Raw genomic sequence first — 25,718 nt, 5'->3', positions numbered from 1 at the left:
TTTCTGAAGTATTAAAAAGGGCTGTTGTTTCAGGAGATATTTCAACAGTCAAAAAGTTAACTGAAAATGGAAGGTATACAACGGTCAAAAATTCAAACGGAAACTCTCTCCTACACATTGCTGCCCTCTGTGGAAATTACGAAGTATCTGTTGAAATCATCAAAAACTTTCAGGAAAAAGTTTCAAATGGAAAAATTGACCGGAAAAGGCTTATGAGCATTCTTAAAAACAGGAACGGAAAAACTCCCCTTCACCTTGCCGCTGAAAGAGGAAACGTAGCTTTCATAAAAGCTCTGAAAGAAACCGATGAGAAGCTGTGGGAGCTCCTCAAAAAAATCGGCGATAATTTCGGAAATCTCCCGGTTCACACCGCTGCTGCAGAAGGGCAGGTTCAAGTCCTTGAGCTTTTCAAAGACCAGATAAACGAGAAAAACGGAGAGGGAAATACTCCGCTCCACAAAGCTGTAGAGAGAAACAGAAAAGAAGCTGTTGAGTTCCTGCTCCTCTCTGGAGCCAACCCTGATGTTGAAAACGAGCATGGCCTCAAACCGATAGACCTCGCCCGTTTTTTAGGGTTTGAGGAAATCACCGATTTTTTTCTAAACCACGAAAACAATTGGTTGGAAGAGGTCTTAAAAGGGCTCGTTGAGATGGCTACAGCAAGGGACGAACTCTGGGTTCCCTGTGGAACCTGTATTCCGAAAGAGGGAGAGATAAGAAGAACAGAGCTGATAGTTAAGAAAATCCTTGAAAAAGAGGAATTAACACCTGAAGATTGGGAAGATATTACAGGAACTCTCTATCACCTTCTCCTTAAATGCTCCGGCGGAGACGCTTTAAAGGAAGAAGATCCGGAAATTGAAGGAATTTTAGAACTTATAGCTCCAAAACTTGATGAAGCCGATGCAGTACCCTCAGAACTTCCCCTTGTCTTAACCCTGCTATTCCCTGGAAAGTTTGAAGAGCTTATGAGAGAAGACTTTAACTACCTCTACAGTGAATCGGAAGACGAGGACTTTAGAAAAGAAGCCCTGAGGATACTGAGGGAGCTCCTCATCCACGGGAAGCTGGAGCTATCAGCGGAGCTCTACAGACTCCCTGAAGAAAGAATAGAGAGACTTCCCGCCGAAATCATTTTAGGAGGAGTAGAAAGGCTAAAAAGAATCCAGATTTCCGGAAGAGATTGAGCCCTTAAGAGAGCTAATAACAGAAGCCCTGAGGGAGTTCCTGCTATCTGAAAAGGGAGTTCTTCTTGAGGAGAACCTTAAAAGGCTGATTCACGGGCTTGTTGAACTACCTCTACTTTTAGAACCCTCTAAAGAAAACTTTGAAGTAGGACTTCTCCTGAAAGAGCTCTTCCTCAAATACAGAGACCAGATAACCGCTTACTTTGAAAGGGTGGTTGACCCGGAGCTCCCCGAAAACGCAAGACCGCAGCTCCTCTATGTTGTAAGGGCCCTCGTCAGATTCTTAGAAGGGTGCGGAAAAGGGTTTGAAGGAATCTACAGTGAAATCTCGTTTGTTCCTGAAAAGTACGGATTGAGTAAGGATGAGTTCAAAGAACTTTTTACCGAAACTGCCGAAAGATACATCCCGTTTGAGTAAGGAGGTAAAGATGCCACTTGACGAATATGAGAAGTTTTTGCTCAATCAGGTAAAAAAAGAGCTTAAGAAAACGCCAAACTGGGTTTCATTTAAAGCTTTAGATCTTCTAAAACAAATAACATGGAGGTTGATAACAGGCGATATAACTATTGACGACGAAGACTCAATCAGAAGGTTTGAAGAGGTTGCCCTTGAGCTGATCAAGAAACAGCAGAACAGAAATAGGTTTGTGAAACACGGCGGTTTCTGGCAGGAGGGCTACAACACTGAAGAAGGTGTAGGTGGTGGCGAGGAGTTCTTCTACGCAGTGAGAATCCCAACTGCCCAGATAACCTCTTTCCTCTCAACTGTTTACCTTCTATCACCGAAGCCAAACGAGAAGATAAAAGAGGCAATCAACAGAGGTTTCAGGTTCAACGGGATAATCTACATAAGTTACGGCTGCAGGCCGGGAATAGCAGAAGGGTGGTATTCCTCTGGAGATGAGAGGCTGAGAGACCTCTTTAGAGTCTTAACAGAAGAAACACTTGCTCCGCAATACCTATCAACGTTTTACAGGGAAGACGAGAGGTTACTCCCTCTCTTCTCTTTCATCGTAAAAACCTACCTCATCTACAAGAACAGATACCTGGTAAACAGGTTTATTAGGGAAGGGGAGCTCCCGCCGGAAATCTCCCAACTTGTAAAGAACAGAAAGCTCAAAGAGTTTATCTACGAGTTGAGAAATCAGTCAGTTTCCATAGATGAAGATAAGTGGTTTGACCTTAAAAGGCTTTACAGGGAACTAACGGAACAGTTCAAAAAAGCCGGTTTTGACCCGGAAGAGTTTAAAGAACCAGACTTTTTAAAGGAGGAAGAGAAATGGTTGGCGGAAGATTAAAAGAAACCCGTTTCCACGACGTTTACCTGCCACTGAGGAAAGACTTAAAGGTGGTCTTCTGGGCTCCCCACGCCGCAGCACCAAAGAGGGAGTTCTACACGGGAACGATAGTGAGGGAGCTCCACAGGAGAGTAGGAACTGCCGGTATAGTTGCACAGGTTTCAAGGGCTGTTGCAGACCTTAACAGACCGGCAGACCACACGGGAGTTGACTGCAGCTGCCCTGAAAACTACCAGAGAGAGGCCGTAGAAGAGTTCTTCAACCAGCTGAAAGGAGTTCTAAAAGAGCTCGGAGTTTTGGGAGAGGACGGAAAAGTCATGGAAAAGACGCTCCTCTTTGGGATTCACGGCGTTAAAGACGAAAAAGGCTATGGGATGATACTTGGGACGAGGCACGGAACCCTCTGCCCCGTAGAGCTGAGAGACAGAATTAAGAGAAAGTTGGAAGTTCTCCTTGAAGCCGGAGGTATAGACCTTAATCAGAACCCTATCGGCTGCGAAGTTCCCGGATATCAGGGACATCCGTTCTTAGAGGAAGTGAAAGAGCGGTTCGGAGAGAAGTTAAACGTTATCCAACTGGAAATATCTAAAACCCTCAGAACGAAATACACAGACCAGGTAATAACAGCCCTCTCAATGGTTTCCCTGGCCCTTTAGGGCCGGGACTTTTTAAAAGGAGGGAGAGGATGAAAACCTTTACAGTAGCCGTTTACGGAACTCTAAAGAGAGGTTTTTACAACCACAGCTTTTTAAAAAACTCTCAGTTTTTGGGAACGGGAATTTCCCACAAAAAATTTATCTTAGGACACTACAGCTACCCGGCAGTTGTTCCGGGAGAGGAGGGAGCTCCCGTAGAAGTTGAAATCTACCGGGTAGATGAGAAGACGCTGAAAAACTTAGACTACTTAGAAGGGTATCCGAGCTTTTACACAAGGTCTTTAGAGAAGTTCAGACTGAATGGAGAGGAGATTGAGGCCTTTATCTATCACCTGCCCCGTGAGAGGGAGTTTTTCATCTGGAAAAGGCCAGAGAGCGACACGCCCTACCGCTGGACCGAGAAGGGCTGGGTTCCAGTTGAATAAAATTTAAGGGAAGAGGAAATGGCAAAGAGGAAGAAAAAGGAGAGACTTGAGGAGGGAGCTCCCGCCGCAGTAAGGATAGAAGGAGGCTTCACTTACGAAGAGCTTGAAAAGATAGTTAATAGCCCCCCGCCGAAAAAGGTCATAGAGGCGTATGAGAAGTATATAAAACCTGTCCAGGAAAAATTTGCAGAATCAGACAGAAAGATGATGATGAAAATGTTTGGAGCAAAGAGTATGGAAGAACTTGAAAAGAAACTGGCCAAATTGAGAGAACAGATTAAAGACCTAAGGGAGGAATGGGAAGAATGAGAACCCTCAACGGAGACAACATCTACACAGAAGTAGAGAGAATTGTAGGAGAGGCGGAAAAGAGCATAAAGATAGCCTCTGCGTGGCTTAAAGGCTCACTTGTAAGAAGGCTCCTTGAGAACGTTGACACAGAAAAAGGAATAGAGATTGAGGTTATCTTAAGAGGGTCGGAGCTCCGCGATCTCCTCATAACAGACGAAATTGTCTTCAAAACGATAAGGGAAAAGGGAGGAAGAATTTATCTCAACAACCGTCTCCACGCAAAGTTCATAGTTGTAGACGATCAAAAGGCCGTTGTAGGCTCTGCCAACTTCACAGAGGCCGGAATGTCTGAATACTCAAAGGGAAACATAGAAGTAGCCGTCTACTACGACACATCAGACGGAGAGGAGGTAAAAGAGCTTACAGACTACTTTGAGAAGATAAAAGAAGACCCTGGAACTGTTATCTTCTCAGACGACCTCATCGGCTTTGCGCTGAACCCTGTAAAGTCAAACTCCTTTGAGTTTATCCTTTTAGACCCTGAAATCACAGAACAGAGTTACGTTGAGGTAAGGGACGGAGAAAGGAAAATCTTAGGAAAGATAGAGAGCATCTACTCATACGACATGGGATTCTTTGCAAACCCCTTTTCTGGAAGTGAGTCTCAGGTATTTGGATCTTTAGACCAGTTTAAACTCCTATTCTCAGGAAGGAAGGATAACAGCTGGAAAAAGGCCGCTACCTACTCATACCTCAACGAGAACGGAGATAGGGTAAGGATAGCAGTTGCTCAGGTTGTTGGAGAGATAAACGGCCAGAAGCTCCAGACACCTCTAAAACCCTTTGACGTTGGAAACGGAATATACAGAGCTTCAAAAGAGACTCTAAGTAACGTAATGAAAAAGGACTTCTCAGGAAAAGAGATGAAAACACCAATAGAAATTGGAAATTTAGAGGGAAACAGCAACATAACGGTTTTTATAGACCTTGAAGAAGTAATCACAAAACACATGGCAGTTCTCGGAACAACAGGCTCTGGAAAGAGCCACTTCACAAAACTCTTCATAAAGAGAGCCGTTGAAACAGAAAATCCGCCGGAAGTTTTCATCTTAGACCCCCACGGCGAGTATAAACAGGGATTAATAGACTTAGGAGTAAACCCGAAACTCATTAAAGAAGTAGAAATTTCAGACATCCTCTTCCCCATTTACCCTGAAGAAGTTGAGGAGCTGATAAAAGAGCTGGGATACAGCCATTTAATCTCCGGCAACAGCAGAACAGCCAAGAAAAACAGAAACATAATAACCAAGTGGGTAAAGCCCGATATAGGGAGCTCCGGCTTTAAAACAGGAGACCTTAAAGGACTTCTCTCTCAGATAGAAGACGAAGATGGGAACAACCCGCTAACCTCAGACACCTACGTTACCAAAACCCTATCAGGAAAGTGGGAAAATCAGGAAGACGTTGCCAAAGATTTAGAGGAGCTTCTTAACCCCAACGAAGAACCGAAGCCCTTAATTTTCATACTGAACCTGAATAAAATAACAGACCCGCAGACAAGGGTAAACCTTGCAGGCCTTTTCATGCAGGAGCTCTTCTTCAAAAACAGAAAAGACAGAAAGAGAAGGCTCTTAATCCTTGAGGAAGCCCACAACTTCGCCCCTGAAAAGAGCTACGGAGATGTTTCAGCAGACAAAAAGAACTTAGCCCTTAACACCGCAAGGAAAATCGCAGCAGAGGGAAGGAAGTTCAACTTAGGCCTCGTAGTAATAACACAGAGACCGGCCCAGGTCAGCAAATACGTTCTGGCCCAAACAAACACACAGGCAATGTTCAGAATAATCAACGTCAACGATCTGCAGGCAGTAGAAACCTTTGTAGAGTTTGCCGGCAGAGACATAACCTCTCTACTGCCAACGCTCCAGACCGGCAGCGGAGTAATCAGCGGCTTAGCAGTTCCATTTCCCGTTTTAACAGAAATAAACTAAGGAGGAAAAGCATGAGAGAGTCAGAATTCAGGAGAGAAATTGCTGAGTTTTTAGAGAAGGAACTCCCAAACTACAGAGTTAGAGAACATCAGAATTTACTCTATCAGGTAGTGGTAAATGAGAGATTTGAGTTTGAACCAAACACACCGTTAAACCCGAGAAGAGGAAATCACGCATTCCAGGCAGATATAGTAATTGTTAGAGAAAACAACAATCTTCCTTTAGTTGTTCTTGAAACAAAATATAAAAGCTTGAGTTCTCACGAGGTCATAACCTATTCTACAAAGGCGATTAAACATAAAGAGATATACCCGTATATCAGATACGGCCTGGTCCTCGGAGGAAAGGAGTTCATAGACAAAAGGTTCTTTACACACAACATAGGTTTTGATTTCGCCATAGCAATAAGCGAGTTGTCTGAAAAAGAACTTAACAAACTGATTTCAGCTGTAAAAGACCAGATTGAAAGCGCAGAAACTCTAATAAAAATTTTCTCAAGGAGACAACCTGAAGTCAGATTTTTCAACTCAAAACTGATTGTAGAGACGGTCCGGTAGGTGGGCCGCTTTTTATCTATTTAACAACCCTTTAAGCTCTGAAACGGTATCTTCAATCTTGACTTCTTTCCTCTTGCCGGTCTTTCTCTCTTTCAGCTCAACAAGGCCGTCTTTAACGCCTTTGCCGACGATTATCTGGTATGGAATACCTATCAGGTCTGCATCTTTGAACTTAAAGCCGGGGCGGGCGTTTCTGTCGTCTATAAGAACGTCAAAGCCAGCCTCTTTCAGTTCTTCATAAATCCTCTCGGCAACTTCTCTAATCTCGTCGTTTTTAACGTTTACAGGGATAACGATAACCTCAAAGGGAGCTATCTCAACAGGCCAGATTATTCCGTTTTCGTCGTGGTTCTGCTCAACTGCTGCGGCCATAACTCTGGTTACGCCTATCCCGTAGCAACCCATAATCATAGGTTTTTCCTGGCCGTTCTCATCAACAAAGAGAGCCCCCATCGCCTCGCTGTATTTCGTTCCGAGCTTGAAGATGTGACCAACCTCAATGCCTCTTTTTTCAATGAGGGGAGCTCCACACTTCGGGCATGGGTCTCCACCCCTCACCTCTGCAACGTCTATAAACTCCTTAACTTCAAAGTCTCTTCCCCAATTAACGTTCTTCAGGTGGTAGTCCTTTTCTCCCGCTCCAGCTACGAAATTAACCATTGGGATAACGGAGTAATCTGCGTAAACAGGAATCTTCAAGCCGATTGGAGAGAGGAAACCTTTAGGCTGGCCGGTGAACCTCTCTATCTCCTCGTCTGTTGCAAGGCGAACCTCTTTACCTCTGAAAAACTGCTTCAGCTTTGTCTCCTCAACTTCCCTATCTCCCCTTATTGCAACTGCAACGGGCTGGCCGTCAACTATGTAAACAAGGAGTTTTAAAATGTTTTCCGGGGGAGCTCCCAAGAACCCTGAAACCTCCTCAATCCTCTTAACGTTTGGGGTGTGAACCTTCTCAACAGGCTTAAAGAGCTCCTCTCTATTTTTAGGAACTTCAGGTTTTAACTGCTCGGCCTTCTCTGTACTTGCAGCGTATCCGCACTTCTCGCAGTAGACCAGCTTTCCCTCTCCCGTATCTGCTATAACCATAAACTCGTGGGAGAACTTTCCGCCAATTTCTCCAGTGTCTGCCTCAACGGCCTTAAACTCAAGCCCCATTCTCTTAAATATCCGGGAGTAGGTCTCATACATGTTCCAGTATTCTCTCTCTGCGTCCTCGTCTGTTGCGTGGAATGAGTAAGCGTCTTTCATTATGAACTCCCTGGCCCTCATAAGGCCGAAACGGGGTCTTATCTCGTCCCTGAATTTCCTCCCAATCTGGTAGAGGTTCAGCGGAAGGTCTTTGTAGGAGCGAACCTCTTTCCTAACAAGGTCTGTTATTACCTCTTCTGCCGTTGGAGCTAAGGAGTAGTCCCTCTCGTGGCGGTCTTTAAACTTTATCATCTCTTTGCCGTAAACGTCCCACCTTCCGCTCTCAAGCCACAGCTCCGCCGGGTGCATAATGGGGAGGATCACTTCCTGAGCTCCGGCCCTGTCCATCTCTTCCCTGATAATCCTCTCTATCTTTCTTATAACAAGAGCTCCAAGTGGAAGAATATCGTAAAGTCCAGAGGCAACTTTCCTTATAAACCCAGCCCTTATTAAGAGCTTGTGGCTGGGAATTTCCGCATCTGCAGGGCTCTCTTTCTTCGTAGGTATAAATGCCCTTGAAAACCTCATGGCTCCTCCAAAATTTTGACTCTGCGGAAAATTAAGTTAACCGGTGAGTCATGAGAATTCTACACGTTGACACAGAGAGAGGATGGCGGGGAGGAGAGCAACAGCTCTTCTACCTGGTTAAGGGCCTGAAAAAGAAGGGATTTAAACAGGCAGTAGCCTGCAGAACTGGAGACGAGCTTGAAAAGAGGTGTAGAGAAGCGGGAGTAGAAGTTATACCTCTCAAAGGGAACCAGTCATCAGACTGTTTAAGAGTTGCCGCTGTTGGAAAGAATTTTGACATTATCCACGCCCACTCTGCAAAGGCACACACAATTTCGGCACTCTCTAAAAAGTTCAACAGGAAACCGGTTGTCTACACGAGGAGAGTTGACTACCTGCCGAAGAAAAACCCAATTACAAAGCTCAAATACAGGCTCACAGACAGGGTTGTTGCAATTTCTGAAGCCGTCAGGGAAATTTTAGAGAGGGAGCTCCCCTTTTTGAATGGAAAAGTCTCGGTAATCCATTCCGCTGTAGATGTTGAAGAGATAAACAGAGGGCTTAACCTGAAAAAAGTTAGAGAAATCAAGGAAGAACTTGGTGGAAAGCCTCTAATTGGAACACTTGCAGCCTTAACAGAACAGAAGGACATTCCGAATCTCATTGGCGCAGCAGAAACAATTTTAAGGGAGCTCCCGTCTGCAAAGTTCGTAGTTTTCGGAGAGGGAAAGTTAAGGAAACAGTTAGAGAAGCTGATTGAAGAAAGGAGATTAAAAGGGAAGCTCATCCTCTACGGATTCGTTAAAGACGTTCCAAACTACACAAAGGCTTTAGACCTGTTTGTTCTACCCTCAAGGAACGAGGGATTGGGGAGCTCCCTTCTCATAGCAATGGCCTTAAAAATTCCGGTAGTTGCAACTGCCGTTGGTGGAACGGTAGAGGCTGTAAAGGACGGAGAAACGGGAATTTTAGTCCCCCCAGAAAACCCAAAAGCCCTGTCTGAGGGAATCTTAAAGCTCATAAAAGACAGAGAGCTGAGAGAGAGGTTAACTGAAAACGCATTCTCTCTTATCCTTAAGAAGTTTTCAGTTTCTGCAATGGTAGACTCTTACGTAGAGCTCTACCGGGAGGTAAAGGGTGGCTGAAGCTTTCAAGGCCTTTTTGGGGGAGATAAAGAAGAGGGTAAAGCCGGGGCTCTACAAAAACCTCTTTAAAGACCTGAAGCTGATAGAACTCACCGGCGAAAACCTGAAGCTCAAAACCAGAGATAAAGTTGTTAAGAGCCTTCTTGAGAAGCAGTATCTGAAACTCCTTGAAGAGGCGGCAGAGAAGACCTTTAAGAAAAAGCTGAAGGTGGAGCTCCTCTCCCCCGAAGAGGCAGAAACTCCCAAACAGCCAGACCTCTTCCAGCTGTTAGAGAAGAAAAAGAGAGAACTCCCTCAGGAAACTCCAAAGATAAACTCAAACCTCAACCCGAAATACACCTTTGAAAACTTCGTTGTGGGCTCAAGCAACCAGTTTGCCCATGCTGCCGCTTTAGCAGTGGCAGAGAACCCCGGAAAGGCCTACAACCCTTTATTTATCTACGGTGGCGTAGGACTTGGAAAGACCCACCTGATGCAGGCAATAGGAAACTACATTCTGAAGAAAGACCCAAACAGAAAAGTTGTCTACACAACAACGGAAACATTCATGAATCAGCTGATAGAGGCGTTAAAATCCGACAACATCCACAAGTTCAGAGAGCAGTATAGAAGCGTTGACGTTCTCCTCATAGACGACATCCAGTTCATAGGTGGTAAGGAGAGAACACAGATTGAGTTCTTCCACACATTCAACGCCCTCTACGATGCAGGAAAGCAGGTTGTTCTAACCAGCGATAGACCTCCAAAGGACATACCAACCCTTACAGAGAGGCTCAGAAGCCGTTTTGAGTGGGGGCTCATAGCAGACATCCAGCCGCCGGACTTTGAAACGAGGGTAGCAATTCTGAAGAGAAAGGCAGAAGAGGAGGGAATAGAGGTAAGCGACAAGGTCATAAAGCTCCTTGCAACGATGATAAAGTCAAACATAAGGCAGCTTGAGGGAGCTCTGGTAAAGCTTAAGGCAAAAGCCACTTTAGAGGGAAGACCTATAAATGAGAAACTTGTAAAGGAGCTCTTCCTTCCTGAAGACGACAGGGAGAGAAAAGAGAGAAAAATTAAAGAGATTTCGCTGAAAATCATAAAAGAGATGGTTGGAAAGGAGTTTGAAGTAAGTGTGGAGCTCTTAGACAGCCCCAGCCGGAAAAAGCAGGTAGCCCTTGCAAGGCAGGTGGCAATGTTTATGGCCAAGAAGGTGGGAAACTACCCCTACACACAGATAGCAGCCGCCTTTAAGAGGGACGACCACACAACAGTCATCCACGCTGTAAGGAAGGTTGAGGAGCTCCTCAAAGAGGACGAGGAGCTGAAGAAGAGGTTAGACAGGTTAGAACTTGAGATAAAAGAAGCGGTAGATAGGTCAACCCGAGTTATCCACACCGGTGTGGATAACTATGTGGATAATTATGTGGATAACTGAAAAGGTGTGGATAACTCACGGGAACGTTGAAAAGTTATCCACAGGAAAAAGTTATCCACACCAGTTATCCACAGGAAAATCGGCAAGTTATCCACACTATGTGGATAACTTTTTGGGCTTAAGCCAAAGAGAGGCAAGAACTTTTATCTTAAGTGCACAAAAAAAGTGCACTCTTATTATTACTACGGTATATATAGTAATTACTGTATATATACTCTATATAGGGAGGAGTAAATAATGAAAATTAGGGTCAGCAAATTGAAAGCTCGGGATGCGGTCAAACTGGCTTCATCTGCCGCCGACAGGAGGGGAACCATCCCCATTCTCTCTAACATCCTTTTTGAGGCTGAGGATAATACTTTAAGGCTGACTGCCACGAACCTTGAGATAGGAGTTTCCACAGTTATAGACTGTGAAGTTGAAGAGGGAGGGAAAGTAACAGTCAACGCTAACAAGGCAGCAAAGCTCTTTTCTTCACTTACAGGAGATGAGATAGACATTGAGACTTCCGACTCTAAACTTACTGTGAAATCTGCCAACTCAAGGTTTTCACTTGCCACCCTTCCACCAGATGAGTTTCCCGAGATAGAGCTCCCCTCTTCCTACCCAATAACCCTTCCCTCAGAGGAGATAGACAGGGCGATTAAGAAAGTCTCCTACGCAGCCAGCAGGGATGAAACCAGATACGTTTTAACAGGAGTTCTTCTCCGCTCCCTCGGAGACCGTCTCCACGCAGTTGCCACCGACGGCCACAGATTGGCCCTCTACGAGGTTTTAGTTCCTTCTGAAGGGTTCAGTGCCATTATTCCGAAAAAATCTCTCAGCGAGCTTAAGAAGGTCCTCAGAGAGGGTGAGGAGGTCTCTGTTGCGGAGCAGGGAAACAAGCTCTACTTCAACAGTGGAGATACGGTTATGTGGACATCCCTCATAGAGGGGGAGTATCCCGACTACACTGTGGTTATTCCAGAGGATAATCCCATTACAATGTCTGCCGATAGGGAGGAGCTCCTCTCAGCCCTGAAAGAGGTTTCAATCATCTTTGACAAAGATGAGATTATGGCTGTTCGTTTTAATCTTGAAGATGGAAGGCTCACCCTTCAGGCGAGGAACGTTGAGGGAGAATCCCCTGAAGAGGCAGAAGTAACAATTCCCGTTGACTATTCAGGGGAGTCCTTCTCCATCAACTTCAACATTATCCACATGATTGAGTCCATCAGCTCCTTTGACGGAGAAACCATTACAATGAAGTTCGGCGAAGAGCTAACGCCCGTTCTTATAGCCAGTGAAGATGAGCCTCAGCTCAAAAACGTTGTGATGCCGATGAAGGTCTGATGGGAAGGGTAAAGACGGTTCCAAACTTCCTCACCCTTTTAAGAATTCTTCTGTTGCCGTTTATCGTTGTTTTCATAGTTAAGGGCCATTTCCTTCTGGCCCTGTTGCTTTTCATAGTTTCGGCCGTTACAGACTTTTTAGACGGCTACATAGCCAGAAAACAGAGGTCTGTGACAAGCCTTGGAATTCTCTTAGATCCGGTTGCAGACAAGCTCCTTACCTCTTCAACTCTCATCTCACTTGCCTACGTGAAGCTCTGCGATCCCTACTCCGTTATAACCATAGTTGGGCGGGAGGAGGCCGTTACGGGAATGAGGGCTATTGCAGCTTCCCGGGGGCTTGTTATTCCGGCCTCTAAAGGAGGGAAGCTGAAAACCGTTCTCATAATGGCTTCTGTTATTCTGCTCCTTTCCGGGTTTAAGAGTATTGGGGAGCTCCTTCTGATACTTTCTGCCTTTGTTGCCCTATATACGGGCTTTGACTACTTCGTTAAGTTCCTGAAAGAGCTTAAGGAGCAGTAGTATGGATGTGAGCTTTATTCTTCTAACAACAGTTCTTCCATTCCTCTTCGGTTCAATTCCCTTCGGTTACGTTATTGGAAAGCTGAAAGGGGTTGACGTTCGGCAGCACGGAAGTGGAAATATAGGGGCTACAAACGTTTCAAGGGTTCTGGGAAAAAAGTATGGGGCTCTGGTTCTTCTTTTAGATGCGCTGAAGGGAGCTTTCCCCGTTCTAACGGTTAAACTTGCCGGTCTGCCTGAAGAGTATCAGGTTCTTTCAGGGCTTTTTGCCGTTTTAGGTCACTGTTTTTCACCCTTTCTTAAGTTTAGAGGTGGAAAAGGAGTTGCAACAGGCCTTGGCGCTTTTATCGTAATCTCTCCAAAAATTACACTTCTTGCCTTTTTTATATTCCTTGTGGTTTTCTTTCTTACCCGCTACGTTTCACTCTCATCAATAACTGCAGCCCTAACATACCCTCTCCTCTACAGGTTCCTTGAGAAACCTTCGGAGCTCTCCTTCATACTGGTTTCCCTAACAGCTCTTGTTATAGTTGTGAAACACCACTCAAACATAAAAAGGCTTTTAAAGGGAGAGGAGAAGAAATACAGGTAGAGGTTAAAAATGGAGCTTAAGAGCTACCTGAAAGAGAGGAAAGAACTGATAGACAGGGAGATTCTCAAGTTCCTTCCGCCGGAGCCAGAGTTTGGAAAGAAGCTCTACGAGGCGGTTAGATACTCCTTAACCGTTGGAGGTAAAAGGTTAAGGCCAATCCTCTGTATGGCAGGGTGTGAAATAGTTGGAGGAAAAGTAGAAGATGCCGTTACTCCTGCCTGCGCCATAGAGATGATACACACCTACTCACTCATCCACGACGACCTTCCTGCAATGGACAACGACACATTAAGGCGTGGCCACCCTACAACCTGGGTCAAGTTTGGAGAGGCAGTTGCAATTCTTGCCGGAGATGCACTTTTAAACAGGGCTTTTGAAGTTCTATCCGAATGGGACTTTAACTGTGAGAGAAAAGTTCAGGTTATCTCTGAAATAGCTAAGGCTTCCGGAATGCTGGGAATGGTCTTAGGCCAGCAGTGTGATTTAGACGCAGAGGGAAGGAGCGACGTTACTTTAGAGGAGCTCCTCTTCATCCACAGACACAAAACGGGGAGGCTCATAACGGCTTCCGTCGTTTCTGGTGGAATTACAGGTGGAGGAAGTGGAGAAGAGATTGAGGCCTTAAGGAGGTATGGAAACCACATAGGCCTTGCCTTCCAGATAGTAGACGACGTTTTAGACGTTGTGGGAGATCAGGAAAAGCTCGGAAAGAACGTTGGCTCAGACGTTGAAAAGGGAAAAGTTACCTTTGTTACATTCTTCGGTGTAGAGGGAGCAAGGAAGAGGGCTGAAGAAGAGATAGAGAGAGCCGTCGGCTCCCTTAAAATCTTTCCCGAAGATAAGAGGGAGCCTTTAGAGGCCATAGCCCGTTTTATCGTTGAGAGGAAGTATTAAATTAAGTTTATTAAGGAGCTTAAGAAAAGCCGGAGGGAAACTTTTTGATTTTAGATAGAGTAAACACGCCGGAAGACGTTAAGAAGCTCTCTGAGGAGGAACTTAAACAGCTGGCCGAGGAGCTCCGCCGGTTCATCATATCTGTGGTTGAGAAGACCGGAGGCCACCTCGCCTCATCTTTAGGTGTTGTTGAGCTTACCTTAGCCCTTCTAAAGGTTTTCAGCCCACCGAAAGACGAGATAGTCTGGGACGTTGGCCACCAGTCCTACCCTTACAAAATCTTAACGGGGAGAAAGGAGAAGTTCCACACGTTAAGACAGCTTGGAGGGATTGCCGGCTTTCCGTCAATAAAGGAGAGCCCATACGACGCCTTTGGAACGGGCCACAGCTCAACTTCCATCTCTGCAGCCCTCGGCATAAAGGTTGGAAAAAGGCTAAAGGGAGAAGAAGGCCACGTAATAGCGGTTATCGGAGACGGAGCTCTCACTGCAGGAGAGGCTTACGAGGGGCTCAACAACGCCGGCCAGCTGAAAGAAGACCTTATAGTAATCCTCAATGACAACGAGATGTCTATCTCAAAAAACATTGGAGCCATCTCAAACTACCTGACAAAGCTGACAACGGGAGAGAACCTGAGGAAGGCAAAGGAAAGGTTAGAAGAAGTAACAAAGAGGATATTTGGAGAGAAAGTTTATAAAGGTTTAAAGAGGGTTGAAGACCTGATAGTTAAAGGCCTCTTTCCCCCTGGAATGCTCTTTGAGGAACTGGGTTTTAGATACATTGGCCCGATAGACGGCCACGACATTCCAACCCTCATAACAACCTTGCAGAACGTCTCAAAAATGAAAGGGCCAACGCTGGTTCACGTTTTAACCAAAAAGGGGAAAGGCTACAAACCGGCAGAGGAGAGGCCAGATAAGTTCCACGGAGTTTCACCTAAAAAGGCAAAAGCTGAAGAGAAAAAAGTTCCAACCTATACTGAAATCTTCTCAAAAACGTTAATAGAGATAGCTGAAAAAGATGAAAGGGTTATCGGAATAACGGCTGCAATGCCCTCTGGAACCGGCCTTGATAGGTTCAAGGAGAGGTTTCCGGAGAGATACTTTGACGTTGGAATTGCTGAGCAGCACGCAGTTACATTTGCAGCTGGCCTTGCCAGAAAGGGTTTAAAGCCCGTTGTTGCAATCTACTCAACCTTCCTCCAGAGGGCTTACGACCAGATAATCCACGATGTTGCTCTACAGGAGCTCCCCGTAGTATTCGCCATAGACAGGGCAGGCCTTGTTGGAGAGGACGGAGCCACCCACCACGGCCTCTTTGACCTTTCATACCTGAGGGCTGTTCCAAATATGGTAGTTGCAGCTCCAAAAGATGAAGAGGAGCTCCGCCACCTTCTTTATACAGCTATAAGATCCAATAAACCTTTTGCAGTTCGCTACCCACGTGGAAAGGGCTACGGTGTTCCGATAAGGGAGCCCTTAAAAGAGATACCCGTGGGAAGCTGGGAGGTCTTAAAAGAGGGAAAAGACGCTGTAATCCTTGCAGTCGGCTGGCCTGTCTATCAGGCATTAAAAGCTGCTGAAGAGCTTGAAAAGGAGGGAATAAGCGTTTCAGTAGTTAACGCCCGGTTTATTAAGCCGATAGATGGGGAGCTCCTCAAAAAACTTGCCCAGAAATTCAAAATAATTTTTACCGTTGAAGAGAACACAGTTAAAGGCGGTTTCGGTTCAGCAGTAGATGAGTTATTAGCTCCCTGGTATGGGGGGAAAGTTATAAACATCGGAATTCCAGACAGATTTATAGAGCACGGAAAACAGGAAGAGCTTAGAAAACTTGTTGGCCTGGATGCCGAAAGTTTATACAGAAAGGTAAAAGATTTCCTGATTAAGAGAGAGAAGAATCCAGTTTAAGCGTTAACTTTTTTTAGAGTTCTCTTCAATAAAAATTGATTACCCACCGGGAAAGCCGGTTCCGGTGGGTGAACTTTCTTTTATTCTTGTGTAGTGTCTCCTCTGAACCAGTCTTTTATGTCTTCAATTAATGAGACCAGAACGGGAACGAAGAATAGGGTCATAAAGGTTCCAAAGATTAGACCACCTATTGCTACAACGGCCAGTGGTGCTAACCTTTCAAGTCCTAATGCCCACTGGAGGGCAATTGGAATCATTCCTACGGCAGTTCCAAAGGCTGTCATGAGAACAGGCCTTGTCCTGATTCTGATTGCATTGAGGATTGCCTCTTTTGTCTCCTGACCTTCCTCTTTTGCCCACTTGAAGAAGTCTATGAGGAGGATTGAGTTCTTAACGATGATTCCTGCAAGTAGAATCATTCCCATAAATGAGGGCATACACTGGGGCTTGTGAGCTAAGAGCATTGAGAATGCTGCTCCAATGAGGGCTAAAGGTATGGCTGAAATTATGGAAATTGGGTAGATAAACGATTCAAAGGCCGGAACCAACGAGAAGTAGAGGATGATTATTCCAATCATGAGGGAATGAAAGAGACGCTTAAAGCTCTCCATCATCTGCTTTATCTCACCTTCATGTGAGATGCCGTAACCGGCAGGGAGTTTGAGGAACTTCTTCTCTAACATGTTCGTCTGCATCTGAACGAACGTTGTTGGAGCAGTTGCCCTGTAGCCGTAAACGTCAAGTGTGTTGAGTAAGTCCTGGTGGGTTATTACAGTTTGGGTCAGGTGCTCTTTAATTGAGACGAAGTAGGAGAGTGGAATAAACCCTTTCTTTGTCGGAATTGGAATGTCCTTCAACTTATCAACGTAGTCCCTTTTGTTGTTTGGAAGAATTACCCTGATTAGAAGTCCGTTCTCCATTGGAACAACAAAGGAAGAGGCTGGAATTCCCCTTACGTAACCACCTATATACTGGGCTATCTGGAGGGGAGTTAAACCGTAGAGAGAGGCTTTGTTAGCATCTACTTTTAGAACAATCTCTTTTTTGTCTAAATACCAGTTCCTTGAGATATCCGTAATTCCTCTGACTTTATGCATGAGCTGAACTAACTTTTCACCAATCTGGTTGAGGATTTTCGGGTCTCTTCCGTATATCATTTCATCAACTGTTGCCTTGATTGAGGAGAGGGGGGTTGCTCCAAAGTCCATTATCGTTACGTAGCGGAGGTCTGGTATTTTGTGGAACTTTTCTCTCAGCTCCTCCTCAATCTGCCAGATTGTCTTCTTTCTGTGGAAACGGTCTATGAACTGGATTTTCATCTCTATCTGTTGCGGCGGTTTACCGCTTCCGAATGAGAGGACTCCCGGCTCAGAGCCTATTGTTGATGAGACCCTTATCACTCCCGGCATTGAATAGACAATCTTTTCCATCTTTGAAAGGACATTTTCCGTTTTCTGAAGAGATGTATTTGAGTCTGTTTCTGCCCTAACAATCACTATTCCCGTATCCATTGGGGGCATAAGGTCTCTGCCCAATACTGGAATGACGTTTTTCATCGTTATTACAAAGAGGAAGAAGCCGAAGATAATTACTCCTAACTTCAGCCAGAAGCTCTTTAACATTCCATCTGTTAGCCAGACGTAGAAGTCCCTCAGCCTGTAGACTATTGCTACCACAAAGTAGTCATAGATTTTCCTTTCCAGCCAGTTCTTATCCGGCGTTTTCTTCAGGATGTAGGGAGCCGTTATTGGAATTGCCGTTACTGCAACGAAGTATGAGACAACAAGGGCGATTATGAGGGTTAGTGAGAGCGGGCGGAGGATGTGCTGGACGTATCCGCCGATAAAAACGATAGGAATGAGCATTGCAACTGTTGTATAAGTTCCACTCAGAACGGCGAGCATTACCTCTTTTGTTCCGTCTATCGTTGCCCGCCAGATGTCCTTTTTCAGCTCAAAGTAGTGCCTCTCTATGTTCTCAAGGACGACAACTGCGTCGTCTGTAAGCATACCCAGGGCTAAAATTACTGCCGTTAGTGTAACGATGTTGAAGTTAAAACCAAAGAGCCACATAAGGCCGATTGTTATTGTGTATGTGATTGGAACGGAAAAGAACGAAACAATGAGCATTCGAACGTTTGCAAGGAAGAGGAAGATTACAAGGAGGGTGAAGATTACAGCGTCTCTTAGAGATTCAAGCATGTTTTTGTTGGAGAGCTCTATCAGCCACTTCTGAGTATCGGCAATTACAAAGTTGAGCTGAGGGTATTCCTTTTTCAGTTTTGGCAGGTAGGCCATTACAGAGTTTATTGCAGGAAGCTCGTATCCCTTTATTGACCTTAAGATTGAAATTCCTATAGCCTTATGGCCGTTTCCGTGGTAGGCAGAGAGCCTGTCTTTGTATCCCCACTCAACCTTTGCAACGTCTTTAACCTGAACGTTCGGTTTTATGTAGATATCTTTTATCTCCTCAATTCTTTCAGCTTCATCCCTTATTTTCAGAACTACCAGTCCATTCTTGCTTATTATGAGGCCGACAGGGGCGTTTTTGTTGTTTGTTCTTATTGCGTTAACCAGCTGAAAGAGGGATATGTGGTATTTTGCAAGTGCCTGATAGTCTGGATAGACTCTGATTTCCCTCTGGTATCCTCCGAAAACTTCTACATCTGAAACGTGGGGGAGGTTTAAAAGCTCATCCTTTATTTCGTTCTCTGCAAGTTCTCTTACCTGTGCAAGGGATAGGTGGGATCCCTTTTTGGGATAGACGGCTAAGACCATTACAGGCCTTGTTGCATCTGTAACTTTGTAAACCTGAGGAGGGAGAATGTCTTTGGGCAGGAAAGGAAGAACCTTTGAGAGTTCATTTGAAACGTCTGTTGCCGCTGCGTCTATTCCCTTTTTATACTCAAATTCAACTGTAACTACCGAAACTTCGTCCTTTGAGACTGAACGGATCGTTCTTACAAGGTCTAACGTTTTAAGCCTCTGTTCTATCGGCCTTGTTACGTGGGAGGCGATGTCTGCAGCTGAAGCTCCCGGCTCTATCGTAACAACGGCAATCTGGGGCCTGTTTGCGTCTGGGAAGAACTTTCTCGGTATTTTGAAGTAGCCGATTATTCCAATTACGCAGAAGAACAGGAGAACTGCCAGAACTCCGTGGGGTTTTCTGACGTACCAGTCAACGATCCTACCCATTGAATGCCTCCGCAGGAACGGCGCTCTTTCTCCTTAAAACTTCAAGGAGCTTGCTCTCCCTTCCTACAACAACTTTATCGCCAGGTTTTACGTTTCCAGAGATAACAACCCACTGGTTAACCCGTTTTAGAATTTTTACGGGAGTTGGGATAACCTCTCTTCCTTTGAGTTTAAGAACCATATTGGTATTCTTCATATGAAGAACTGACAGGTAAGGAAGAACGATTCCTGAGTAGGCTTTTCCTTTAAGATCTGCCCTTACTGTTTGGGCAGGTTTTAGGCCGTCAAGGTTTTTTAGTTTTACCTCTACCGTGTAGAGGCCGCTCTTTGGGTCTGCTGCAGGGTAGATTTTTGAGACAACTCCTATCGGCTTTCCTTCAATATTAACGGGAACTCCCACCTCTATCTCTCTTGCCTCTTTGGGAGGAACGTTCAGGAGAACTCTGAAGCCGTCTGAGTCGTAGAAGACCCTCATTATGGGTTTTCCGGGAACTGCAACGTCCCCCGGGTAGAGGAGGACTTTTGCAACGGTTCCGTCTTTAACTGCTCTTACCTCTGTATACTGGAGCTGTGAAGCTACAGCCCTTTTCTTCTCCTCAATTGACTTAACGGCAAGCTTCAGCTCTCCAATCTTTGACTTTAGGGATTTTACCTGGGAAAGAGCTCTGTGGTATGCGTTTTCATACTTTTCAACGGCTTCCTTTGGAACTGCTCCCCTCTCGTAGAGGAACTTCTCCCTCTCGTACTCCTTCTTGGCGTTCTCTGCAACAACTTCTGCAGCTTTTAGCTGGGCTTTAAGGCCCGATAGGAGCTCCTCTTTTGCCCTCTTCTCACTTTCCAGAGCGAGAACTGTATTTTCAATCTGGGAGGAGTCTATCTTTGCAAGGAGCTCCCCCTTCTTAAAGTGCTCCCCTTCCCTCTTGTAGACCTTTAGAACCGTTCCGGCAACCTTCGTTGAGACGTTTGCATAGGTGTATGGAAGAATCTCTCCAACGTAGTGGAACGTATCCCTTACACTTCCCTCTTTTGCAACTGCATACTCAACCGGGATAGGGTAGACCTTTGGGGTTGGGTAGGAGAGGAGCTCCGCCCTTCTCTTCTTTATCAGAATTTTCCCGATTACCACTCCAATAATTGTGATTATCAGGATTACAATGATTGCCTTAATTGTTCTGCTCATCTTCTGCCTCCAGTAGAGCTTCAATTCTCCTCTTCTCTATCTCCCAGCTGTAGTAGGCTCCCTTAAGCTGGGCTTCCGTTAAAAACCTGTGAGCTTCAGCAAGTAAAAGGTGATCCATGTCTCCCTTGCCGCTCTCGTACTTGAGCCTCTCTATCCTTTCAACCTCTTTTGCGTAGGCAAGCTTTGTTTTGTAGGCCTCAATGTCAGACTGGATTGACTCAAGGGAGTTGATGGCTTTAGAGAGCTCCCTCTTCAGCTCTAATTCTGTCTCTTTTAACTCCTTCTCCTTTGATATCTTGAGGAGCTCCTTTGACAGAACCTCTTTTCCCTTCCTTCCCCACTCAAATATTGGGTAGGCAACCTTTACTGAAACTGAGCCTATCCCTGTATTCTCTCCGGAATCAAACCCGTAGTTCCTTGCGTAGTTTCCATCTAAGAGGAGTTTTAAGCCGTATTTCCCCTTTACAAGTTCAACGCCTTTCTGGGCAATTGAAACCTGTTTTCTCTTTGACTTAATCAGGCTGTTTGACGAGAGGGCTTCTGAGTAGAGCTCCTCAAGGCTGTAGTTTTTGGGGAAGTAGCTTACTCTGTAGGGTTCAATACTGTCTATTTTCTTTCCCGTAAGGGTTTCAAGAACTGTTTTAAGGGTTTCCTGGTTTTTCTCAACCTCTTTTATCTTTGCCCTTACATCCTGGAGGGAGTAGTCAACCTTTAAAAGGTCAACCTTTGCAAACTTTCCGGCCTTAACTCCGAACTCAACATCCGATTTCAGCTTCAACAGGCTCTTTTCGTAATCTTTTAGTGCTTTTTTTATCTCCTCTAACCTTAAGTAGCTTAGGTATGCTGAATCAACGTTAAACTTTATCTGCCACTTTGCCTTTTCCTTAAGGTTCTTAAAGAGCTCCGATTTTAGCTTCTCTATTTCAACCCTCTTTCCTATCGTTCCGCCAAGGTATAGGGGAACTGTAAAGTCTATCCCGTAAACGGCCTTTCGGCTGTCAAAGGGAGGAGGATTCTTAGGGCTGGGCATGTAGTAGAGGGGAGTTAGAACCAAGTTTTTATTGAAAGAAGTGTATGAGGAGAAGATGTTTAGGGTTCCGAACCGCTCTCTTTTTATTGCCTTGGCCTGCTCTTTGGAGCTCTCTGAGAGTGCCTGGAGCTCCCTCAGTTTCGGGTAGTTTTTAACGGCAAGCTCCTCTGCCTGTTTGAGGGTTATACCGTAGGCGGCAGTTCCGGAGAGGAGAACTCCTGCTAAGAGGCCTATTATTTTCTTCAAGTCAGCCTCCTTTAGGCTATTGGCTAAATTCCTTATTTCCTATATTACTACTATCTCAAATTTTTTCAAGTCTCCTTGTTTGCCGATTCTTTTTAAAGTATACTAATGTTCTTGAAAATTTCGTTAATAACAGAAATTGAGGTGAAAATGGTCAGCGGCGTTGAAATTGGGTTAATCTCCTTTATCGTATCGTTTATTTTTGCCCTTGGTGGAATAGGGGCTGCAGTCATTCTCATTCCTATTCTGGTTTTCTTGGGAGTTCCCTTTTCCGTTGCAAGACCTGCAGGCCTATTTACCAATTTCCTTTCAACTTCTGCAGCCTCTTATCACAACCTGAAGAAAGGACTTGTTGATTTCAGAATTGCAGTTCCTTTAATAGCTGCTTCAGTTATCTTGTCTCCCTTTGGGGCATATGCTTCTCACCTTGTTCCTGAGAAGATTGTGGGTATTGTCTTTACCCTTTTCCTCTTTTTTGCCGGAATAATGGTCTACATTCCGAAAAAGGAGGTTTTTGAGGAGAGGAGCTCCGTTGTTTACCCGGCCTTTGTGGGAGCTCTCGCAGGCTTCCTTTCAGGCTTTTTAGGAGTTGGTGGTGGAGGTTTGATGTCTCCCCTTCTCATAGTTGCCGGATATAACCCGAAAAAAGTTGTTGCTGTAACACCTTTTGCGGTTCTCTTCTCCTCGTTTACAGGGTTCCTTGCCTACTGGAAAATGGGAAGTGTTGACTGGTATGTAACCCTCTGGGCGGCCATTCCTGCCATATTTGCCGGATACCTCGGTGCCCACATAACCCACAAATACTTCAGCCCAAAACAGGTAAAGAGGCTTTTGGGAGTTATCTTTTTCATTCTTGGAATAAAATTCCTGCTAAAATTCATTTAGAGGAGGTTCTGAATGACGCTGAAAGAGTTGGTTTCTCAGTTAGACCTGAAAGGTCTTCTTTCTAACGAACCAAAAATTACCCTTGATGCCTTTTTGGAGAAGTGGAAAGCTGGAGAGGCCATTCTCCTTGACGTTAGAACAAAAGAGGAGCAGGCTTTAACTCCGTTAACTGCCTTTGGAATCCACATTCCACTCAACGAGCTTCCGGAGAGGCTCAACGAGATTCCAAAGGATAAGCTCGTCTGCACTCTCTGCCCCGGGAAAATCAGAGGAACTATTGCGATGTGCTACCTGTTAACAGAGGGCTTTGACAACGTTAGGGTTCTTGCATCCTCTCCGTCTGAGATTGTTGACAGGGTTAAACCGCCTTTTGTTGCCAAGTTAGGGGAGTAATGGAGAGCCAGGAGTTTGTAGAGGCATTAAAGGTTCTCTCAGATGAGACCAGAATAAGAATTCTGAAAATTTTGGAGGAGAAGCCATCTTACCTGTGCCAAATTACGGCCATTCTGGGCTTCTCCCCCTCCACCGTTTCAACCCACCTTTCAAAGCTGAAGCAGTTTGGGTTTGTAAAAGATAAAAGAGAGGGAGCTAAAGTTCTCTTTTCTCTCTCTGAGCCGGAAAGCGGGGAGCTCCGCCGCATCCTCTCTGAAATCCTGAAAGTTGCAGACGGCTGGCAGGTTGTTAAAAAAGATCTGGAAAAGCTGAAAAAATCCTCTTTGAAGGAGGTCTGCCCCTACGAGTGATAGAATGGGTAAAAAGAAAAAGGGGGCAGGCAATGAAAAGGGAAAAGCCGGAAAAAGTTGTTGCTGAAATCTTCAGAGACAATGACTCTTTTGTTTCAGGTAAAGGAGAGGAGTTCTTTAAATCCCACCTTGAGGCCCAGAACCCTGTTATTACCCTCATAACCTGTTCAGACTCAAGGGTTCACCCAACGGTTTTCTCCGAGGAATTGATAGACAGGGTTTTCGTTATCAGGAATATCGGAAACCAGATAGAGAACTGCGTTGGCTCTGTTGACTACGGTATTTACCACCTTCAAACCCCTGTTCTTCTTATTCTCGGCCACGTTAACTGCGGTGCTGTCAAGGCATTTCTGAAAGGCTACTCGGATGAAACTGCAGACATCAGAAAGGAGCTTGACCACCTCTGTATTCCCGTTTCTAAGATTGAGAAAACGGGAAATTTTGAGAAGGACTGGCTCACCGCTGTTGAGGAGAACGTCCACTGGCAGGTGAGGGTTGCCCTTGAGAGGTACGGTCTCCTTGTAACGAGGGGACTCCTTGCCATTTTGGGAGCCGTTTACGACTTCGGTAACTACTACGGCAGAGGCTACGGAAGGATTGTTTTAATAAACCTGAATGGAATAAAGGATAGAGAGAAGATACTCTCCCACAGGGCTATGTCTTTAGTTCCGGGGGAGCTCCTTGATAAGGTGGTTATCTAACGGCTGTTTTCTCTTTCTTCTCCTCTGGTTTACTCTGGGAGCTCTGGGGCCTCTCCTCTCTTTTTTCAGTCTTCAGGATGCCGGCTTTTCAGAGGGGAGAGCTCTTCTTTCTCAACGGCCTCACTGCGGAACTTATCGCCTCAAGCCCTCTTTTTTCGGAAATTGTGAGTTCAATTTCCTTGGGTCCTTGCTTGCCGTAACGTGTCTACATAGTTTAGACATAAATCAATGTGGAGAGGCAAGATGCTTACTAAAGTTCAAAAATGGGGAAACAGTCTGGCTGTAAGAATTCCGTCAGCTTTTGCCAAAGAAGTAGGACTTTATCCTGATGCGGAAGTGGAGTTGAGACTTGAAGATAACAGGCTGGTAATTATTCCTAACAAGAAAAAGCAGTTAGAAAAGTTATTAGAGCAAATAACTCCTGAGAATCTCCATAGTGAAATTGACTGGGGTGAAAAGAGTGGAAAAGAAGAGTGGTAAGTATGTTCCTGAAAGAGGAGATATCCTGTGGCTACAGTTCTCACCACAGGCGGGTCATGAGCAAGCCGGGAAAAGACCTGCTTTATGTTTGTCTCCAAAACTTTATAATGAGAAGACAAACTTAGGTTTATTCTGCCCGATAACGTCTAAACAGAAAGGTTATCCTTTTGAGGTTTCTCTTCCTGATAACTTTCCTGTAAAAGGTGTTATTCTTGCAGACCAGATTCGTAACTTAGATTGGAATGTCAGGAAAGCATCGTTTATAGCAAAAGTTTCTGAAGATACTTTAAAAGAAGTTCTGGAAAAAATTCACTTACTTCTGTTCTACTAAATAGCAAATAAAGAGATTTCCACTCTGCTGAATTTTGGATTTATGGCAGAGGGATTGTTTTCACAAAATCCCTGTTTTTAATGTGCCAGTCAACTGTTCTCTTTAAGCCCTCTTTTAGGGAAGCTTTCGGCTCCCAGCCAAGGAGTTTTTTTGCCTTTGTTATGTCTGCCCAGGTGGCCTTAAGGTCTGCCTTGTGGAACGGTTTGTAGATAATTTCCGCCTTTTTGCCTAAGTATTTCTCTATCAGCTCAATTACCTCTTTAAGCTGGTGGGGGTGGTTTCCGCCAAGGTTTATGATTTCGTAGCCCGTTTCTGTCTCGTAAGCCCTTACAGTTCCCTCTGCTATGTCTTCAACAAAGGTAAAGTCCCTGCTCTGGGTTCCGTCTCCGTAAACTGTAATTGGTGTACCCTCGTCTATCCACTTAATAAATCGGAAGATGCACATGTCGGGTCTTCCAGCTGGCCCATAGACTGTGAAATACCTGACAACCGTTACGTCAAAACCGTATAGGTAGTGGTAGGTGTAAGACATAACCTCTGCAGCCTTTTTGCTGGCTGCGTAAGGGGAGATGGGGGTGTTAACGGGCAGATCTTCCTTGAATGGCATCGGCTGGCCGGCGTAGAGTGAAGATGTTGACGCCAGAACAAATTTTTTGAGTCCAAACTCCCTCATAAGTTCTAAAAGGTTCAGCGTTCCGAGAGAGTTTGTCGTTTCATAAACAAACGGATTAACAAGGCTGTATCTAACTCCAGCCCTTGCTGCAAGGTTTATAACGCCGTCTGGCTTTGTGTCCTGAAAGATCACCCTCAGGGCTTCTCTGTTCTCTATGTCAACTCTGTAGAAGGTGAAGTTTGGGTTTTCTGAGAGTTTTTTGAGCCTGAACTTCTTTAGCCTCGGATCGTAGTAGTCGTTTAAGTTATCAACTCCAATAACTCTGTATCCCTTTTCAAGGAGCCTCTTTGCAACGTAGCTCCCTATAAAACCTGCCGCACCTGTAAGGAGAACCGTTTTCATTGAACCCT

The 25,718-nt window shown here is 45.1% G+C and carries 26 protein-coding genes; 21 read left to right on the top strand and 5 right to left on the bottom strand.

The annotated features are described in order from the left end of the window. From F8H35_RS06775 to F8H35_RS06740, 8 genes are all read left to right on the top strand, one after another. Window positions 1-1,187, top strand: a 1,187-nt coding sequence (locus F8H35_RS06775; protein WP_472572786.1) for an ankyrin repeat domain-containing protein, incomplete at its 5' end; no start/stop codon positions are given. Window positions 1,188-1,398: 211 nt separating this feature from the next. After that, entirely contained in the window at window positions 1,399-1,605 is a 207-nt protein-coding gene (locus F8H35_RS06770; protein WP_472572785.1) for a hypothetical protein, read from the top strand. Between the two features lie 10 nt (window positions 1,606-1,615). After that, entirely contained in the window at window positions 1,616-2,485 is an 870-nt protein-coding gene (locus tag F8H35_RS06765; protein WP_472572784.1) for a hypothetical protein, read from the top strand. Next, window positions 2,467-3,141: a hypothetical protein gene (locus tag F8H35_RS06760; protein ID WP_472572783.1), complete on the top strand. Its 675-nt coding sequence runs from the start codon at window positions 2,467-2,469 to the stop codon at window positions 3,139-3,141. Before F8H35_RS06765 ends, F8H35_RS06760 begins: the two co-directional genes overlap by 19 nt. Before the next feature lie 29 nt (window positions 3,142-3,170). Next, entirely contained in the window at window positions 3,171-3,566 is a 396-nt protein-coding gene (locus F8H35_RS06755; protein WP_472572782.1) for a gamma-glutamylcyclotransferase family protein, read from the top strand. Between the two features lie 18 nt (window positions 3,567-3,584). Then, window positions 3,585-3,875 carry a hypothetical protein gene (locus F8H35_RS06750; RefSeq protein WP_472572781.1) on the top strand — a complete coding sequence of 97 codons (291 nt, stop codon included), beginning with the start codon at window positions 3,585-3,587 and terminating at the stop codon, window positions 3,873-3,875. Continuing rightward, window positions 3,863-5,845, top strand: a complete 1,983-nt coding sequence (locus F8H35_RS06745) for a helicase HerA domain-containing protein (RefSeq protein WP_472572780.1) — start codon at window positions 3,863-3,865, stop codon at window positions 5,843-5,845. Before F8H35_RS06750 ends, F8H35_RS06745 begins: the two co-directional genes overlap by 13 nt. An 11-nt stretch (window positions 5,846-5,856) precedes the next feature. Next, window positions 5,857-6,402, top strand: a complete 546-nt coding sequence (locus tag F8H35_RS06740; RefSeq protein WP_472572779.1) for a hypothetical protein — start codon at window positions 5,857-5,859, stop codon at window positions 6,400-6,402. A 12-nt stretch (window positions 6,403-6,414) separates the two neighbouring features. Here the strand turns inward: F8H35_RS06740 and F8H35_RS06735 are convergent, their stop codons facing one another. After that, the gene (locus F8H35_RS06735; RefSeq protein WP_472572778.1) at window positions 6,415-8,118 is read right to left on the bottom strand and encodes a proline--tRNA ligase; all 1,704 of its coding nucleotides are present in this window, start codon (window positions 8,116-8,118) and stop codon (window positions 6,415-6,417) included. A 50-nt stretch (window positions 8,119-8,168) separates the two neighbouring features. On the opposite strand from F8H35_RS06735, the gene F8H35_RS06730 reads away from it, so the two are divergent. The 7 genes from F8H35_RS06730 to dxs all read left to right on the top strand — a co-directional run bounded on the left by F8H35_RS06730 (window position 8,169) and on the right by dxs (window position 15,908). Then, window positions 8,169-9,242: a glycosyltransferase family 4 protein gene (locus F8H35_RS06730; RefSeq protein WP_472572777.1), complete on the top strand. Its 1,074-nt coding sequence runs from the start codon at window positions 8,169-8,171 to the stop codon at window positions 9,240-9,242. Continuing rightward, entirely contained in the window at window positions 9,235-10,659 is a 1,425-nt protein-coding gene (dnaA, locus tag F8H35_RS06725; protein ID WP_472572776.1) for a chromosomal replication initiator protein DnaA, read from the top strand. Before F8H35_RS06730 ends, dnaA begins: the two co-directional genes overlap by 8 nt. Window positions 10,660-10,896: 237 nt before the next feature. Beyond that, entirely contained in the window at window positions 10,897-11,991 is a 1,095-nt protein-coding gene (gene dnaN, locus F8H35_RS06720; protein ID WP_472572775.1) for a DNA polymerase III subunit beta, read from the top strand. Next, on the top strand, window positions 11,991-12,512 hold the full coding sequence (gene pgsA, locus F8H35_RS06715) for a CDP-diacylglycerol--glycerol-3-phosphate 3-phosphatidyltransferase (protein ID WP_472572774.1): 522 nt from the start codon (window positions 11,991-11,993) through the stop codon (window positions 12,510-12,512). Before dnaN ends, pgsA begins: the two co-directional genes overlap by 1 nt. Window position 12,513: 1 nt before the next feature. Then, entirely contained in the window at window positions 12,514-13,104 is a 591-nt protein-coding gene (gene plsY / locus F8H35_RS06710; protein WP_472572773.1) for a glycerol-3-phosphate 1-O-acyltransferase PlsY, read from the top strand. 9 nt (window positions 13,105-13,113) lie between these two features. Then, complete coding sequence (locus F8H35_RS06705) at window positions 13,114-13,998, top strand: polyprenyl synthetase family protein (protein WP_472572772.1); 885 nt, start codon at window positions 13,114-13,116, stop codon at window positions 13,996-13,998. Window positions 13,999-14,042: 44 nt separating this feature from the next. Next, a complete protein-coding gene (gene dxs / locus F8H35_RS06700; RefSeq protein ID WP_472572771.1) occupies window positions 14,043-15,908 on the top strand; it encodes a 1-deoxy-D-xylulose-5-phosphate synthase in 1,866 nt (621 codons plus the stop codon). An 80-nt stretch (window positions 15,909-15,988) separates the two neighbouring features. Here dxs and F8H35_RS06695 read toward each other — a convergent pair whose 3' ends face one another. The 3 genes from F8H35_RS06695 to F8H35_RS06685 are packed head-to-tail and all read right to left on the bottom strand — an operon-like array spanning window position 15,989 to window position 21,558. Then, window positions 15,989-19,102, bottom strand: a complete 3,114-nt coding sequence (locus F8H35_RS06695; RefSeq protein ID WP_472572770.1) for an efflux RND transporter permease subunit — start codon at window positions 19,100-19,102, stop codon at window positions 15,989-15,991. Next, window positions 19,095-20,282 carry an efflux RND transporter periplasmic adaptor subunit gene (locus F8H35_RS06690; RefSeq protein WP_472572769.1) on the bottom strand — a complete coding sequence of 396 codons (1,188 nt, stop codon included), beginning with the start codon at window positions 20,280-20,282 and terminating at the stop codon, window positions 19,095-19,097. Before F8H35_RS06690 ends, F8H35_RS06695 begins: the two co-directional genes overlap by 8 nt. Then, window positions 20,266-21,558 (bottom strand): TolC family protein, encoded by a 1,293-nt coding sequence (locus tag F8H35_RS06685; protein WP_472572768.1) that lies wholly within the window; start codon window positions 21,556-21,558, stop codon window positions 20,266-20,268. The genes F8H35_RS06690 and F8H35_RS06685 overlap by 17 nt, the downstream gene beginning before the upstream one ends. 105 nt (window positions 21,559-21,663) lie before the next feature. Between F8H35_RS06685 and F8H35_RS06680 the strand changes: the two genes are divergently transcribed. The 6 genes from F8H35_RS06680 (at window position 21,664) to mazF (ending at window position 24,695) form a co-directional block, all read left to right on the top strand. Next, entirely contained in the window at window positions 21,664-22,440 is a 777-nt protein-coding gene (locus F8H35_RS06680; RefSeq protein WP_472572767.1) for a sulfite exporter TauE/SafE family protein, read from the top strand. A 12-nt stretch (window positions 22,441-22,452) separates the two neighbouring features. After that, on the top strand, window positions 22,453-22,833 hold the full coding sequence (locus F8H35_RS06675) for a rhodanese-like domain-containing protein (protein ID WP_472572766.1): 381 nt from the start codon (window positions 22,453-22,455) through the stop codon (window positions 22,831-22,833). After that, on the top strand, window positions 22,833-23,183 hold the full coding sequence (locus tag F8H35_RS06670; RefSeq protein ID WP_472572765.1) for an ArsR/SmtB family transcription factor: 351 nt from the start codon (window positions 22,833-22,835) through the stop codon (window positions 23,181-23,183). The genes F8H35_RS06675 and F8H35_RS06670 overlap by 1 nt, the downstream gene beginning before the upstream one ends. Window positions 23,184-23,215: 32 nt before the next feature. Beyond that, window positions 23,216-23,884, top strand: coding sequence for a carbonic anhydrase (locus F8H35_RS06665; protein WP_472572764.1), 669 nt, complete (start codon window positions 23,216-23,218; stop codon window positions 23,882-23,884). 243 nt (window positions 23,885-24,127) lie between these two features. After that, a complete protein-coding gene (locus F8H35_RS06660; protein ID WP_472572763.1) occupies window positions 24,128-24,364 on the top strand; it encodes an AbrB/MazE/SpoVT family DNA-binding domain-containing protein in 237 nt (78 codons plus the stop codon). Further along, window positions 24,345-24,695 (top strand): endoribonuclease MazF, encoded by a 351-nt coding sequence (mazF, locus tag F8H35_RS06655; RefSeq protein WP_472572762.1) that lies wholly within the window; start codon window positions 24,345-24,347, stop codon window positions 24,693-24,695. Before F8H35_RS06660 ends, mazF begins: the two co-directional genes overlap by 20 nt. Window positions 24,696-24,735: 40 nt before the next feature. Here the strand turns inward: mazF and F8H35_RS06650 are convergent, their stop codons facing one another. Beyond that, entirely contained in the window at window positions 24,736-25,710 is a 975-nt protein-coding gene (locus F8H35_RS06650; RefSeq protein ID WP_472572761.1) for an SDR family NAD(P)-dependent oxidoreductase, read from the bottom strand. Window positions 25,711-25,718: the final 8 nt, after the last annotated feature.

The organism is Thermovibrio sp. (assembly GCA_015488335.1).
GTDB lineage: Bacteria > Aquificota > Aquificia > Desulfurobacteriales > Desulfurobacteriaceae > Balnearium.
This window is presented reverse-complemented; position numbering and strand designations above follow the sequence as displayed.

Coding starts and splice junctions, on each gene's coding strand:
- F8H35_RS06740 (WP_472572779.1), top strand. CDS start 5,857: ATGAGAGAGTCAGAATTCAGGAGAGAAATTGCTGAGTTTTTAGAGAAG.
- plsY (WP_472572773.1), top strand. CDS start 12,514: ATGGATGTGAGCTTTATTCTTCTAACAACAGTTCTTCCATTCCTCTTC.
- F8H35_RS06660 (WP_472572763.1), top strand. CDS start 24,128: ATGCTTACTAAAGTTCAAAAATGGGGAAACAGTCTGGCTGTAAGAATT.
- F8H35_RS06755 (WP_472572782.1), top strand. CDS start 3,171: ATGAAAACCTTTACAGTAGCCGTTTACGGAACTCTAAAGAGAGGTTTT.
- F8H35_RS06670 (WP_472572765.1), top strand. CDS start 22,833: ATGGAGAGCCAGGAGTTTGTAGAGGCATTAAAGGTTCTCTCAGATGAG.
- F8H35_RS06665 (WP_472572764.1), top strand. CDS start 23,216: ATGAAAAGGGAAAAGCCGGAAAAAGTTGTTGCTGAAATCTTCAGAGAC.
- F8H35_RS06745 (WP_472572780.1), top strand. CDS start 3,863: ATGGGAAGAATGAGAACCCTCAACGGAGACAACATCTACACAGAAGTA.
- F8H35_RS06735 (WP_472572778.1), bottom strand. CDS start 8,118: ATGAGGTTTTCAAGGGCATTTATACCTACGAAGAAAGAGAGCCCTGCA.
- F8H35_RS06650 (WP_472572761.1), bottom strand. CDS start 25,710: ATGAAAACGGTTCTCCTTACAGGTGCGGCAGGTTTTATAGGGAGCTAC.
- F8H35_RS06730 (WP_472572777.1), top strand. CDS start 8,169: ATGAGAATTCTACACGTTGACACAGAGAGAGGATGGCGGGGAGGAGAG.
- F8H35_RS06705 (WP_472572772.1), top strand. CDS start 13,114: ATGGAGCTTAAGAGCTACCTGAAAGAGAGGAAAGAACTGATAGACAGG.
- F8H35_RS06680 (WP_472572767.1), top strand. CDS start 21,664: ATGTTCTTGAAAATTTCGTTAATAACAGAAATTGAGGTGAAAATGGTC.
- F8H35_RS06695 (WP_472572770.1), bottom strand. CDS start 19,102: ATGGGTAGGATCGTTGACTGGTACGTCAGAAAACCCCACGGAGTTCTG.
- F8H35_RS06675 (WP_472572766.1), top strand. CDS start 22,453: ATGACGCTGAAAGAGTTGGTTTCTCAGTTAGACCTGAAAGGTCTTCTT.
- dnaN (WP_472572775.1), top strand. CDS start 10,897: ATGAAAATTAGGGTCAGCAAATTGAAAGCTCGGGATGCGGTCAAACTG.
- F8H35_RS06750 (WP_472572781.1), top strand. CDS start 3,585: ATGGCAAAGAGGAAGAAAAAGGAGAGACTTGAGGAGGGAGCTCCCGCC.
- F8H35_RS06760 (WP_472572783.1), top strand. CDS start 2,467: ATGGTTGGCGGAAGATTAAAAGAAACCCGTTTCCACGACGTTTACCTG.
- F8H35_RS06690 (WP_472572769.1), bottom strand. CDS start 20,282: ATGAGCAGAACAATTAAGGCAATCATTGTAATCCTGATAATCACAATT.
- pgsA (WP_472572774.1), top strand. CDS start 11,991: ATGGGAAGGGTAAAGACGGTTCCAAACTTCCTCACCCTTTTAAGAATT.
- F8H35_RS06765 (WP_472572784.1), top strand. CDS start 1,616: ATGCCACTTGACGAATATGAGAAGTTTTTGCTCAATCAGGTAAAAAAA.